At 67.8% G+C, this 12,739-nt stretch carries 14 protein-coding genes; 10 read left to right on the top strand and 4 right to left on the bottom strand.

Annotation, left to right across the window (positions count from 1 at the left end):
- Positions 1-12 precede the first annotated feature (12 nt).
- On the top strand, positions 13-2,352 hold the full coding sequence (locus tag ASG88_RS18505; protein WP_056888929.1) for an MMPL family transporter: 2,340 nt from the start codon (positions 13-15) through the stop codon (positions 2,350-2,352).
- A 134-nt stretch (positions 2,353-2,486) separates the two neighbouring features.
- Here ASG88_RS18505 and ASG88_RS18510 read toward each other — a convergent pair whose 3' ends face one another.
- Positions 2,487-2,990: a GbsR/MarR family transcriptional regulator gene (locus tag ASG88_RS18510; RefSeq protein ID WP_082600721.1), complete on the bottom strand. Its 504-nt coding sequence runs from the start codon at positions 2,988-2,990 to the stop codon at positions 2,487-2,489.
- Positions 2,991-4,277: 1,287 nt separating this feature from the next.
- Here ASG88_RS18510 and ASG88_RS18520 point away from each other — a divergent pair.
- The 3 genes from ASG88_RS18520 (at position 4,278) to ASG88_RS18530 (ending at position 7,231) form a co-directional block, all read left to right on the top strand.
- Positions 4,278-4,877 (top strand): TetR family transcriptional regulator, encoded by a 600-nt coding sequence (locus ASG88_RS18520; protein ID WP_056889263.1) that lies wholly within the window; start codon positions 4,278-4,280, stop codon positions 4,875-4,877.
- Positions 4,878-5,084: 207 nt separating this feature from the next.
- A complete protein-coding gene (locus tag ASG88_RS18525) occupies positions 5,085-5,543 on the top strand; it encodes a MarR family winged helix-turn-helix transcriptional regulator (protein ID WP_162259868.1) in 459 nt (152 codons plus the stop codon).
- Positions 5,540-7,231 carry an MDR family MFS transporter gene (locus ASG88_RS18530; RefSeq protein WP_056888932.1) on the top strand — a complete coding sequence of 564 codons (1,692 nt, stop codon included), beginning with the start codon at positions 5,540-5,542 and terminating at the stop codon, positions 7,229-7,231. The genes ASG88_RS18525 and ASG88_RS18530 overlap by 4 nt, the downstream gene beginning before the upstream one ends.
- On the opposite strand, the gene ASG88_RS18535 is transcribed toward ASG88_RS18530, so the two are convergent.
- Positions 7,228-7,719, bottom strand: a complete 492-nt coding sequence (locus ASG88_RS18535; RefSeq protein WP_056888933.1) for a peroxiredoxin — start codon at positions 7,717-7,719, stop codon at positions 7,228-7,230. The genes ASG88_RS18530 and ASG88_RS18535 overlap by 4 nt on opposite strands.
- 53 nt (positions 7,720-7,772) lie before the next feature.
- Positions 7,773-8,258 (bottom strand): DoxX family protein, encoded by a 486-nt coding sequence (locus ASG88_RS18540; RefSeq protein WP_235534922.1) that lies wholly within the window; start codon positions 8,256-8,258, stop codon positions 7,773-7,775.
- Between the two features lie 152 nt (positions 8,259-8,410).
- On the opposite strand from ASG88_RS18540, the gene ASG88_RS18545 reads away from it, so the two are divergent.
- The 4 genes from ASG88_RS18545 (at position 8,411) to ASG88_RS18560 (ending at position 10,910) form a co-directional block, all read left to right on the top strand.
- Entirely contained in the window at positions 8,411-8,782 is a 372-nt protein-coding gene (locus ASG88_RS18545) for a winged helix-turn-helix transcriptional regulator (protein ID WP_200956499.1), read from the top strand.
- Positions 8,783-9,099: 317 nt separating this feature from the next.
- Positions 9,100-9,669 carry a TetR/AcrR family transcriptional regulator gene (locus ASG88_RS18550; RefSeq protein ID WP_056888934.1) on the top strand — a complete coding sequence of 190 codons (570 nt, stop codon included), beginning with the start codon at positions 9,100-9,102 and terminating at the stop codon, positions 9,667-9,669.
- Positions 9,662-10,147 carry a PaaI family thioesterase gene (locus ASG88_RS18555; protein WP_056888935.1) on the top strand — a complete coding sequence of 162 codons (486 nt, stop codon included), beginning with the start codon at positions 9,662-9,664 and terminating at the stop codon, positions 10,145-10,147. Before ASG88_RS18550 ends, ASG88_RS18555 begins: the two co-directional genes overlap by 8 nt.
- Positions 10,148-10,271: 124 nt before the next feature.
- Positions 10,272-10,910: a maleylpyruvate isomerase family mycothiol-dependent enzyme gene (locus ASG88_RS18560; RefSeq protein ID WP_082600727.1), complete on the top strand. Its 639-nt coding sequence runs from the start codon at positions 10,272-10,274 to the stop codon at positions 10,908-10,910.
- Positions 10,911-11,311: 401 nt separating this feature from the next.
- On the opposite strand, the gene ASG88_RS18565 is transcribed toward ASG88_RS18560, so the two are convergent.
- On the bottom strand, positions 11,312-11,716 hold the full coding sequence (locus ASG88_RS18565) for a winged helix-turn-helix transcriptional regulator (protein ID WP_056888937.1): 405 nt from the start codon (positions 11,714-11,716) through the stop codon (positions 11,312-11,314).
- Between the two features lie 78 nt (positions 11,717-11,794).
- Here ASG88_RS18565 and ASG88_RS18570 point away from each other — a divergent pair, with 78 nt between their 5' ends.
- A complete protein-coding gene (locus ASG88_RS18570) occupies positions 11,795-12,211 on the top strand; it encodes a DoxX family protein (protein ID WP_056888938.1) in 417 nt (138 codons plus the stop codon).
- Positions 12,208-12,699, top strand: coding sequence for a luciferase family protein (locus tag ASG88_RS18575; protein WP_056888939.1), 492 nt, complete (start codon positions 12,208-12,210; stop codon positions 12,697-12,699). Before ASG88_RS18570 ends, ASG88_RS18575 begins: the two co-directional genes overlap by 4 nt.
- Positions 12,700-12,739 lie beyond the last annotated feature (40 nt).

The following is a 12,739-nucleotide window of genomic DNA, read 5'->3' on the forward strand; positions in this document are numbered from 1 at the left end:
GACCCAGAACCCATGTCCACATTCTTGTACCGGCTCGGACGAACCGCATTCGGCCGGCCGTGGCTGTTCATTGCCGGTTGGGTGGCGGTCCTCGCCGCGGTCGTCGGTGCCGTGGCCTTCAACGGGGTGAACGTCAGCTCCGAGATGAAGATCGAGGGCACCGAGGCCCAGACCGTGCTCGACCGCGTGGCCGATGAGCTTCCCGCGGCGTCGGGAGGCCAGGCCAGCGTCGTGTTCACTGTGCCGGACGGTGAGCGCCTCGACACCCCGGAGCGTCTTGCGGTGATCAGCGGCACCGTCAGCGACGTCTATGACCTGGAGAAGGTCGTCAACCCCCTGGACGCCGCTCTGGGTACCGGGGAGCAGGGCGGACCGGGCACTGATCAGGAAGGTGCACCGGCCGATCCCCCAGCCGGGACGGACCAGGGACAGGCGCCTCCCTACCAGCCGCTGGTGGTGGACGGGGCCCCGGTGCCCGGCGTGCTGGTGTCCTCGGACGGGCAGGTCGCGCTGTTCCAGTTCCAGTTCACCGTCGCCTCGACCTCATTGACCGATGACGACGTCACCTCGGTGGTCGAGGTGGTCGAGCGTGCCGAGCAGGGAACGGGCATCACCGTGCTCCCGAGCGACTCGCTCAAGGCCATCGAAATCCCGGTCGGTATCGGTGAGGTGATCGGTCTCGCCGTCGCCGCTCTCGTGCTGGTGCTCACCCTGGGTTCGCTGATCGCGGCCGGTCTGCCCCTGATCACCGCGCTGGTCGGCGTCGGCATCGGCGTGGGCGGGGCGTACGCGCTCTCCACGGCCGTCGAGATGAACTCCGCCACCCCCGTCCTCGGTCTCATGGTCGGCCTCGCCGTCGGCATCGACTATGCGCTGTTCGTCGTCAACCGGCAGCGACGGTTGATTCTCGATCGGGGACTCAGCGCGCAGGAGGCAGCGGGCAGAGCGGTCGGCACCGCGGGCAGTGCCGTGTTCTTCGCCGGCCTGACCGTCCTCATCGCGCTGACCGCTTTGACCGTGATCGGCATCGCCATGCTGTCCACGATGGCACTGGTCGCGGCGTCCACGGTCGCCCTGGCCGTGCTCATCGCCCTGACTCTGCTGCCCGCGCTGCTGGGGCTGGTCGGGGAGCGGATCTGCTCCGACAAGGCCCGATCCCGGCGCCGCGCCAAGGTGGAGGCGGAGTCCCACAGCGTCGCCGACCACTGGGTCAAGGGCGTGATCAGGTTCCGGTGGCCCGTCATCGCAGGAGTGGTCGCGATCCTGGGCGTGATGGCGATCCCCGCGGCCAGCATGAACCTGGGCATCCCCACCGGCGAGACCGCGAACCAGGACACCGCCGCCCGGCAGAGCTACGAGGCCGTCTCCCAGGGCTTCGGTGAGGGATTCAACGGCCCCCTTCTGGTCACCGCAGAGCCCACCGGCACCGCAGACCGCGTCACACCCGAGCTGACCGCCAAGCTCCTCGCCGAGTTCCAGAGCCGAGACGACATCGTGCTGGCCGCCCCGGTCGGCGTCAACGAGGCCGGCGACCTGGCCGTGTTCAGCGTCATCCCCATCTCCGGGCCCAGCGACGAGGCCACCAGCGACCTCGTGAAGTCGCTGCGCGAGCCCGACAACGCCATCGCCCAGGACAACCAGGTGCAGTTAGGCGTCACCGGGTTCACCGCCATCGGCATCGACATGTCCGACAAGCTCGCCGACGTCCTACCGCTCTACCTCGCCATCATTATCGTGCTGTCCGTACTGATCCTGATGCTGGTCTTCCGCTCGATCGTCGTCCCACTCAAGGCCACCGCCGGGTTCCTGCTCAGCATCCTGGCCACCTTCGGTGCCACCACCGCCGTCTTCCAGTGGGGCTGGCTCAGCAGCCTCTTCGGGTTCGACACCGGCGGCCCGCTGATGAGCTTCATGCCGATCATCGTGACCGGCATCCTCTACGGGCTCGCCATGGACTACGAGGTCTTCCTGGTCTCCTCCATGCGCGAAGCCCACATCCACGGCCAGCCAGCCCGCCAGAGCGTCGTGCATGGCTTCGACCAGGCCAGCCGCGTCGTGGTAGCAGCCGCGATCATCATGGTCGCGGTCTTCTCCGGCTTCATCTTCAGCCACGACATCATGATCAAGCAGATCGGCTTCGCCCTCGCCGCCGGCATCCTCATCGACGCCTTCATCGTCCGGCTGACGCTCGTCCCGGCTCTCATGGCCGTCTTCGACGAGCGAGCGTGGTGGCTGCCCCGCTGGCTCGACCGCCTGCTGCCCGACCTCGACATCGAGGGCGACAAGCTGCTGACCATGCTCAACCAGCAGGCCGAGGCCACCGACCGACAGGGCATCGAGGTCCGCAACTGACCCGACTGGGGCATCCAGAGCCGAAGGCTTTCGCGGCCCTCATTGGAGGCCCCACCACACCGACCCGGACCGCCGGCAGGGCCCGAACGCGATCGACCACCAATCCCTGACGGCGCTTCGACCACCGAGGATCGCTATCCAGGATCTCGGCGGTGCTCGGCCCAGCGCTCGAGCGTGCCCTCCGTCTCGCCGCGCAGGAACGCGATGAACTCCGTCGCCTCGGCCAATCGGTGGCCACCGCCGTTCGCGCCGAGCTCGACGGCCGCGGACTCCACCACGGACTCCCACTGCTTGAGAACCGGGATCCGGGCGGCCACGATCATGCCGCACACGTCGCCCTCGCAGACCCGGTAGAACTCGGCCCTCCTCCCGGGTTCGCGCTCCTTGACCACCATTCGTGTCGCGGTGAGATGCCGCACGGCCCCCGAGATTGCGGCCGGACTGACCCGAAGCCCGTCCGCGAGCGCGGCGGCGGAGTAGCGGTCAGCGTCGTCGGCGAGCATGTAGGCCAACACCCTGGCGGGCATCCGTGGGATCCCGGCTTCGTTCAGGATCAGGGCAATGCGCTCGACAACGCGAAGCAGCCCCTCGCTCTCGTCCTGCCAGCGGCTCGGCATCATCTGCTCAGCATCGCTCATCGCGCCAGGCCCATCCGGCTGTCCCGGTTGGGATACCGATCGCGGCCCGCCGGGGCCTGTGCCGGGCCGTCGATATCGTCCCCGCACCCGGGAATGCCCGTGTCTGGCGCGGTCGCCGACGCCGGGCGTCCGGACGCGGCCGGAGCATGCGACCTCCACGTCACCTGAGCTGCTACGTGTCCAGCTCCCCCACCGGACCAATCCCGCCCCCCGTGCGGTTTCCCCGGGCACTACAGCCACCCCGAGCAGATTGGCCGCAATCCAGCGTGCTGGCGTCGGCGTCCCGCCGCAGACACGTCCGACCCGCGAGGTCCCAGCCATCGAACGGCCCGGGACTTGGGGCAGCCGTCAGAGAACCGCCTGCAAACCGCAGATCCTGGAGGCGTTCGTGCTGTCGGGGTCTGTTTCAAGGTCGGTGCCAGCCCCGGCGCCTCCAGGTCCGGGACCGGGCGGAACGGGCAGGCCCGTCGTCGAGCTGCGCTGCATTGCGTTCGCGGAGGTACTCCTCAAGGTCGCCCAGCCCGCGGGCGATGTCTCGACGCAGCCTGCGTTCGGCCAAGAACCGCAGGCGGGGCGCAGGATGGTCGCGAACCCACTCCGTATACATGAACTGCCCCATGCACCAGCATGCACCGAACGCGACGCTGCCAGCCACCAGCGTCCACCACACGACTGCCAAGACATCCCACAGGGCGCTCCCCAGCTGTTGCCATGCCGGGCCGTACGGATTCCCGTATGTCACCTCACCCACCTCCAGCCGTGGCGGCCGAACCCGGGGGATCGCGATCACCCGTAGGTAGCGGTCTGCGCCAGCCTACGCCGAAAAACATAGGAGGAAAAGGGTAGAAGCAGAGGGGCCAGCCGCCCACGGCGCTACGCCTTCCCGGCAGTGGCACGCTGTTGGATACCGATGGCGTTTCATCGCCCGGCGTTGCCGCGTCTGGCTGAGCGAGTTCGGGAGACCACCAAGAATTGGCGCACTCAGCAGTGTCGTCTCCGCTTTGAGTCGACGTTGCCCCGACGTCGTGGTGACCACGTATGCAGCCTCGTTGCCCTTCGAGCACCATCGTCCGACACTGTCATCAGGACCGCACCGGCCTCGACGAGGTGACGCGGTCGCTGACCAGCGACACACAAGCTGGACTTCATGAGGAGTGCCACGCCCCGGCGTGTCGCGTCTACTCTCCGAGCCGCCAGCCCTTCGACGGCGGCCCTTCGGACGGAACAACTAGGCAGGTGAGGTGTGGAGCAACCTTCTGGTGAACGGCGCCAGTGGCAGCGTCGGCCGTGAGCCCCGTCCCCGCACGACCAGGCCGCCGGCCGGGGCACAGTTCGACACGCGAGGAGATAGCTCGAGCAGCCCGCGAGCAGTTCGCCGCTGGAGGCTACGATCGCGTCACGCTGCGGGCGATCGCAGCACAGGCGGGCGTGGATGCCGCCCTCGTGGCGTATTTCTTCGGCTCGAAACGAAAGCTGTTCGACGAAGTCGTCAACCCTTCTTCTGATTCGCCCGCGCTCATGGCTCGGCTCCTGGACGGGGACCCGAGGCGCGTCGGCGAGCGCTTGGCAAGACTGGTGATCGAGGCACTCGATGAGACGGACCGGCGAGAGCGCATCCTCGGAACACTCCGCACCGCCGCGGTCGAAGCCGACACCGCTCGCATAGTTGGCGACAAGTTCACCACTGGGCTGCTGGAACCGGTCGTGTCCCAGCTCGGGGTTGGGCAGGCACCCTTGCGCGCCGCGCTCGTGATGTCGCAGATCCTTGGCCTCGCCGTGGCTCGCCACGTCGTCGGCCTCGAGGATCTGACCTCTGCAAGCCAGGACGAGCTGGTGGCCGCGCTTGCTCCCACATTGCAGCGCTACGTGGTCGGCGACATCTCCTGACTGGCGTCCGGCTGTCCCCAAACATCGCCCACTTGCGATCTGCGTCGGGTGGGACTGCTGAGCCGCTACACCTGGAGCAGTAGCGCTTATCCCGGCGCCGCTCCGGCTCTGGCCACGCGAGACATCCACGGGTGGGTGCGCTCGCCGTCGCCAAGCCGTTATGGTTGGTACATGCAATCAGTTGGATCGGAGACCGACCTGGCCTCGGTGGAGTCCATCGAGCAGGAGCTGACCTTGCTGGTGCGTCGTGCCCAGAAGGTGCACCTGCGCGGCGGCCCGACAGAGCAGGTCGTGGAGAGGGCCGCCTACGGGATCCTCGCGTGGCTCCATGACACCGGCCCGCTGCGGTCCAGTGAGCTCGCAGCGCACTTCCACCTGGACGCCTCGACGATCAGCCGACAGGTCGCGGCCCTGGAGCAGGCCGGCCTTGTCACGCGCGAACCGGACGCCGATGACCGGCGCGCTCTCCGGCTGCGGCTCACCGATCGAGGCCGAGGCGTGTTGACGACGACGCGGGCGGAACGGCGCGGCGTCGTCCGGGAGCTGCTGCGGTCGTGGTCGCCCGAGGATCTGGCGCGCTTCGCGTCCCTGCTGGCGGCGTTCAACGCTGGTCTCGACGAGCATCTGACCGGGGATCCGCACACCGCGGAAGGGGGCCAGCGATGAGTACGGCGTCCTCCCCCGGAGCCGGTGTCCCGGGGGCACCCGGCGAGCAGGTGATGCCGGACCTGACGCACCGGCAGATCCTCACCGTCCTGGTGGGGCTCATGTTGGGCATGCTGGTCGCCGCACTGTCCCAGACGATCGTGGCCACCGCGCTGCCCACCATCGTCGGTGAGCTCGGCGGTCAGGACCAGCTGGCCTGGGTCGTCTCGGCCACCTTGTTGACCTCGACCGCCTCCACTCCCATCTGGGGCAAGCTGTCGGACCTGTACGGCCGCAAGATCATGTTCCAGTCTGCGATCGGGATCTTCCTGGTCTCCTCACTCGCCGCCGGGTTCGCCCAGGACATGGGGCAGCTGGTGGGGTCGCGGGCCGTGATGGGACTCGGCGTGGGCGGGCTGATGGCACTGTCCCAGGCGATCATCGGCGACGTCGTCAGTCCCCGCGAACGCGGCCGCTATCAGGGCTACATCGGCTCGGTCTTCGGCCTGGCCACCGTCGCCGGGCCCCTGCTGGGTGGCTTCCTGGTCGAGCACCTCTCGTGGCGGTGGACCTTCTGGGTCGGGATCCCCATCGGCATCGTGGCCCTGGTGGTGACCGAACGGGTGCTGAAGCTGCCGTTCCCGCGCCGCCGGCGCGCCATCGACTGGCTGGGGGCGTTCTTCATCGTCGCCGGGATCAGCGCGCTGCTGCTGATGCTCTCGCTCGGCGGCAAGGAGTTCGCCTGGAACTCGGCCTGGACCTACGGGTTGACCGCGGTGGCGCTGGTCATGCTGGCGCTCGCGGTCTGGCAGGAGCGCCGGGCGGCCGAACCGATCATGCCGCCGCGGCTGTTCGCCAACCACACCTTCGTCATCACCAGTCTGGCCGGCTTCGTCGTCGGGGTCGCCATGTTCGGCGCCATCATCTTCTTGCCGCAGTACCTGCAGATCGTCAAGGGTGAGTCCCCCACCGCCTCCGGCCTGCTGACCCTTCCGCTGATGGTCGGCCTGCTGGCCACCTCCATCGGGTCGGGGCGGCTGATCACCCGCACCGGCCGCTACAAGATCTTCCCCGTCGTCGGCCTGCTGGTCGCCGCCGTCGGCCTGACGCTGATGAGCCGGCTGTCAGTGGACACCTCGCTGTGGCTGGCCGGAGTGTTCATGTTCATCACCGGCGCCGGCATCGGCATGGTGATGCAGGTCCTCGTGCTGGCGACCCAGAATGCGGTGCCCCATGACGACCTCGGCGTCGCCACCTCCGGAGCCACCTTCTTCCGCTCCCTGGGCGGCGCGATGGGAGTCGCCGTCTTCGGCGCACTGCTCACCCACCGGCTCCGCGACACCATCCCCGCGCAGCTGAAGGCGGCCGGGGTGAGCGCCGACCAGATGCCCGCCGGGTCGGCCACCCAGGGCAGCCCCGAACAGATCGCGGCGCTGCCCGAGCCCATCCATCTCGCGGTCACCACCGGGTTCGCCGAGGCGCTGCAGACCACGTTCCTCGCCGCCGTACCGTTCGCGATCCTGGGCTTCGTCATCCTGCTGTTCCTGCGCGAGACCCCGTTGCGAGAGACCCGGGGACACAGCTCCGGCGAGGATCTCGCCGCCGCGTTCGAGACCTCCGTCGACCCCGACGCACATCTCACCGACGAGGAAGACGACCCACGGCCGGAGAACCCCCCGCCCCCGGGGAGGCCACCCCACCGTCGCTAGGCAGGCCCGGTCCCCCCGGCGTCCGTGCCCCCGTCGGCTGCGAGGATGCGCAGCGCCTCGTCGGCATGGGCCTCCATCCGCAGCTCACTACGGACCACTCCCCGCACCCGCTGGTCGGAGCCAATCACGAAGGTGCTCCGCCGCGGCGGCAACCCGGGAAGATTCCGCTGCGCACCGTATTCGGAAGCCACGGTCCCGTCGGCGTCGGAGAGCAACCGGTACGCCAGCTCATGCTCGGCGTCGAACTGACGCTGACGAGCCACGGAGTCGCGGCTGATCCCGATCCTGGTCGCACCGGCCGCCTCGAACTCCGCAGCCAGGTCACGGAAATGGCAGCTTTCCGCGGTGCAGCCTCGACGCATCGCCATCGGGTAGAAGAACAGCACCACCGGCCCGCCCGAGAGCAGCCGACTCAACCGGACCGGAGTCTCATGTTGGTCGGGCAGTTCGAAGTCCGGGGCAAGGTCATCGGCTCGCAGCCCAGTCATCGACGACTCCCCGGTCCGGGCGCTTCGGTTCGGGTCGTGGTGCAACGGCGGGCTCAGTCGAGGTCGAACAGCGGGTCGGTCAGCGTGAGGCCCAGGTCCGGGCCGGCCCAGCCGAACAGGACCAGCACCATCAGCGCCGCCCCGGCCAGCGCCAGGTCCTTGAGGAACTGGGTCTGTTCCATCATCCGCTGCTGAGGATCTTCGACGCCCCAGGGGCCGTGCATGATCACGGCCGTGGGAACCAGGAAGACCACCAGGAACAGGGCGCCCAGGTCGCCCCATACACCCAGCAGGACCATCAGTGCGCCGGCCACGATCAGCAGCCCCGTCCCGAAGACCGCTGCCGGGGCGAGCGCCTGGGGAACCCCGCGAGAGGCGGTGTACTGGGCCATCATCTTGGTCTGGGTCAGGTGTCCGAATCCCGACATCAAGAACAAGGCGGCGAACAGGATGCGCCCCACCAACACGAGTACGTCCACGGTCAGCCACCAGACCTTCCACGTCGAGGTGCGGAGCCGGACTGAGGCCGCCCGCTCCAACGGCTTCATCCTAGGCCGAAAACTTACGTATCGTAAGTACCCTTCGTAAGTGAATGTTGAAGGGGGTGTGCCCAGCGGCGACGTGACCCCGGCGGGCGGTGGTGTCCGACCGAAAGGTTCCTCGCGACGAATCGAGACGTCATGATGGACGGGTGACCGAGCAGAGCAGCACTTCCGGACAATGGCCGCCCGGCCACTGCCTCGGCCTGCAGCAAGCACTGGAGCTCATCGGTGGTAGATGGACGGGCAGCATCCTGCTCGCAGTGCTCTCGGGATCTCGGCGGTTCAGCGACATCCGCGTCGCCGTTCCTGGCGTCTCGGATCGGCTGCTGTGCGACCGGCTGCGCCGGCTCGAGGCCGAGGGCCTCCTCGAGCGACGCACCACCACGGAATCGGGCCTGGTCGGCTATGCCCCGACCGAGGCGGCGCAGGCGCTCGTGCCAGCGCTCCACGCGATCTCGGACTGGACCACGCGGTGGAGGGATGGCACCGGGCACCAATCCGACGCCGGCTACGACCGATGAATCCAGTGCAGCCCTATAGGTGCACCTAGGGTGGGGCGGCGCCGCTCAGGTCGTTACCGACCGCTAGGACGACTCGTCCCAGCAGAATCCGGCCCACTCCATGAGGAGTCACGCAACCTGCCCGTGCCGCAGTGGCCCGCCATCCGATGCGGATAGTCCGTAAGAACTCTCACCATGGCTTCAGCTGCCTCGCGAACCGCTATCACCGTGCAGCGGCGATCGATAGCCGCCTTACATACATTCGTGCATGCATGTAAGGTCTGAGTGTGCCCACCCAAGCCAGGCGACAGGAGGAACGCTCCGCAGCCACTCGTCGTGTGCTGCTGGAGGCCACCGTGGCGTGCTTGGTCGAGCTGGGCTACACCGGCACCACCAGTGCCGCGGTGGCCGAGAAGGCCGGCTTGTCACGAGGCGCACAGCTGCACCACTTCGGGACCCGAGACCAGCTGGTGGTCGCGGCGGTTGAGCATCTGGCGCAGAAGCGCCTGCGGCGGGTGCGCGAGGCGTTGGCCGACCTGTCCCCGGCCACGACTCAAGGGGCGAACCGGCCTCGGAGTCGGATCGAGCCGCAAGAGGCTGCGCTCGGGCTGCTGGCAGAGGCGCTTTCGGGCCCGCTGTACGCCGCCACCCTGGAACTGTGGGTGGCCGCACGCTCACATCCCGATCTGCGAGCCCAGTTGATCCCAGCCGAGGAGCGCGTCAACGACGAGCTTGCGCAGATCTGTCGCACCTACCTTACCGACGACCCGGTCAAGATCCGACTCACCCTCGACCTCCTCCTCGGCAGGGGGGTCAGCGGCCTGCTCACCTCCCACCCAGGCCACCGCCAAGAACAGGTCCTTTCCGCCTGGGCCCAACTCCTGAGAGGCCGTCCATCCCATGACTGACCTGCCATCGATGCTTGCCACGTGGGCTGAGAAGTTCCGCCCGCACCGGGAAGGAGTCGACCTGCCGCCCCACCACGAGGAGTGCCTTGGCTGCGGACCCGACAACCCGCACGGCCATCACCTCCAGGTTCGCCGCCAGGGCGACGGCGTCGTGGCCGACCACACCTTCGACAACCGGCATGTCGGCGCTCCCGGCATCGCCCACGGCGGCGCAGTCGCCACGGTCATCGACGACCTTTACGGATTCCTGCTCTACCTCGTCGGGACACCAGCCGTCACGCGCCAGTTGACGGTCGAGTATCGAGCTCCAGTGATGATCGGCGTCCCCTACCGACTGCAGGCACAAGTGCAGCGCCACGAGGGGCGCAAGTTGTTCCTCGTCGCCAGCATCGCCGGGCCTGATGGGTCCGTAGTAGGAACATCAACGGCGGTGTTCGTAGCGGTGGGCATCGATCACTTCACCCGGGAACGGCAATGACCGCAAGTGTCGAAGGGCGAACCAAGCGCTCGCCCCCCTCGACAACGGGCCACGGAAGACGGCGCCTTAGGAATGTCTGGCTGGTCAGCAGACATCGACACCATGGTGAAGGGTGGGAAGTGACATGACCTGGGTCGCGAAGGAACGCCGCTCCTTCGCAGCTAGTTTCCGCGATGCAGATCCCGATGCGCCGACGCTCTGTGACGGGTGGACAACGCGACACCTGCTCGCACATGTGGTCCAGCGCGAGCACGCGATCCTGCGCAACATCTGGGACCAGGTGACCACCAAGTCGCCGGGCGAGGAGCGCTTCATGCGGTCGCTCGTCACCAAGGCCGGCAGCCCCCACGGATATGCCGTCCTGGTCGACACGTTGGAGGCAGGACCATCCCGACACTCGTTGATGGGTCGGTTCGATGAGACCTTGAATCTCCTCGAGTACGTCGTCCACCACGAGGACCTGCGCCGCGGATCCGGTCCGGTGCCGCATCGCACGCTCCACGAGGAGGAGGTCCGGGAGCTCTGGCGCCGTGCAAGGCCGATCCTCACGAGGGCCTACCGGAAGGCGCCCGTCGCTGTCCGGCTCGAACCGGACGACAGCGCGCTCACCGCGATCGGTAATCACTCGAGCGGAGTCGTCCTCTCGGGCGCGCCCCTCGAGCTCGTCCTGCACGCTTTCGGAAGGCGACAGGCTGCGGATATCGGGATTCAGGGCTCAGCCGACGCAACGCGCTCCTTCGCCGAGTGGTCAGCGCAAAAGTGAGGTCCAGACGGTGACGCGGTGGCCCCTTCATCCACCACGACCGTGGACTTGACCGACGCGCGACCGCAGTGACGCCGTGGTCATACCGAATGGTCGTTGGGGTAGCGAACTAGGCCGGGAGAAGGGCCTGGATCTGCCAGAGCGCGGTCTTCCGTACTTCCATCACTTCGCGAACTGGCGAAACGGGTCGACTCCCGGGCACTTACGACCAGCGAACCCATTCCCTTCAGCGGGCTGTTCAACAGCGCTCGGCAAGGTCCTTTGAACACTCATGGGCGATCCGGTGTGAACGAGCCCGCGATACGACGCGCCGGCGGGAGCAACACCTGCAGGCGTCGTGTTCACCGTCCGTGCCAGCGCGAAGTCCCGTCAACGCGCCCATAGTCCAGACAAGTTGACCATCAATTCTCCCTCTGACTGTCGAGCCTGATCGCCATGTGGTGCGGATCCGGGAGGCCACCCCACGTGGCAGCCCACTGGGCTATGGACTCGATCACCGGCGTCAGCGACTGGCCCTTGGGCGTCAGCATGTAGCGCGGCACAGGTCCAGCGGCCGCCGTGACACGCTGCACCACACCCTCGCGCTCCAGCTCGCGAAGCCGTTGGGCGAGCAGCCGGTCCGTGAGCCCCGGAATTCTCGAGCGAATCTCACCAAAGCGCTCTGCTCCGTCGAGCAGTGCGTGGATGATCGGGCCGTTCCAGCGCCGCCCAATCAGCTCGACCGCGCGGTGAAAGACCGGACAGTAGTTCTCTCTCTCTCGTCCACGCTCTCCAACCCCCTTTCGTCGCGCCGGCTCCCAGAACACTTGCCATGCCGTTCCCGGAATGGTAATCCTAGAGTCACTTACAAAGAGTAAGTAAGGACTGGACACCAGGGAGCTCTCATGGACGTTCTGGTTCTCATCGTCCGGATCCTTGTCGCGCTGCTGTTCCTGGGCGCCGGGATAGCTCACTTCAGCCAGCGCGAGATGATGGCCGGCTACGCGGTCAGCAACTGTGTTCCGGCAGCCGGGCTGATGGTGGACATCTCCGGCGCGGTCATCATTCTTGGTGGCCTCATGGTGGCCGTCGGTGTCTGGCCCGACCTGGGGGCCCTACTGCTGGTCGGCTTCCTGGTGCCGACAGCGTCGCTGATGCACGACTTCTGGCGCGAGACCGACCCTGCGAGCAAGGTGAACGAGCAGACCCAGTCTTTCAAGGAGCTGTCCCCCACGGGCGCCGCGCTTGCCCTGTTCGCCTTCTTCGCCTCCCCGGGCGACGAGCTCGACCCGCTGGTGCCCGGCTCGGTGCTCACGCCGTGACCGGCTCGCTGGCAGACCTGGCCGACCTCCCCGCTCGAGGCGGTGTCAGGCCGCGCACCACGCCGAGCAATCCGCACACCCAGCTCGACCAACAGCCTCACGACGATCGGCCGCGCAGCCTGCTGGAGAAGCGGCTCGCTCAGTTGCCGGGGGTGGTCTGGCGCCCCAGCATGATCTCGGTGCCGGGAGCCCGCGCCCTGACCCTGCCGCCGGAGGCCGCGCATGGGCCACCCGAGGCCTTCATGATCGGCACCGAGTTCGCCCACCTGCACCCCGCACCGGACCAGTCCCTGCACCTGGTAGTACCGCCCGATGTTGCTTCCGGCCTGATCCAGGCAGGCTGGGCAGAGCTGCACCCGGTCGCCCGCCGCGGCCTGATCACCTCCGGTGCCGTGATGGTCTACGCACCCCGCGACGAGGAGGAGGTAGAGGTAGTCTCCCAGATCGTGACCGCGTCCTTTGAGTACGCGAGGGACGCCCCGGCCTGACCGGTCATCATGACAGAGGACCGGTGTGCCCGGCATCCGG

The organism is Nocardioides sp. Soil777, from assembly GCF_001428425.1.
Taxonomy (GTDB): domain Bacteria; phylum Actinomycetota; class Actinomycetes; order Propionibacteriales; family Nocardioidaceae; genus Nocardioides; species Nocardioides terrigena.

Excerpts from the sequence above, each read along its gene's own strand:
- ASG88_RS18505 (WP_056888929.1), top strand. The coding sequence starts at position 13 with ATGTCCACATTCTTGTACCGGCTCGGACGAACCGCATTCGGCCGGCCG.
- ASG88_RS18510 (WP_082600721.1), bottom strand. The coding sequence starts at position 2,990 with ATGAGCGATGCTGAGCAGATGATGCCGAGCCGCTGGCAGGACGAGAGC.
- ASG88_RS18530 (WP_056888932.1), top strand. The coding sequence starts at position 5,540 with ATGAGTACGGCGTCCTCCCCCGGAGCCGGTGTCCCGGGGGCACCCGGC.
- ASG88_RS18535 (WP_056888933.1), bottom strand. The coding sequence starts at position 7,719 with ATGACTGGGCTGCGAGCCGATGACCTTGCCCCGGACTTCGAACTGCCC.
- ASG88_RS18555 (WP_056888935.1), top strand. The coding sequence starts at position 9,662 with ATGACTGACCTGCCATCGATGCTTGCCACGTGGGCTGAGAAGTTCCGC.
- ASG88_RS18560 (WP_082600727.1), top strand. The coding sequence starts at position 10,272 with ATGACCTGGGTCGCGAAGGAACGCCGCTCCTTCGCAGCTAGTTTCCGC.
- ASG88_RS18570 (WP_056888938.1), top strand. The coding sequence starts at position 11,795 with ATGGACGTTCTGGTTCTCATCGTCCGGATCCTTGTCGCGCTGCTGTTC.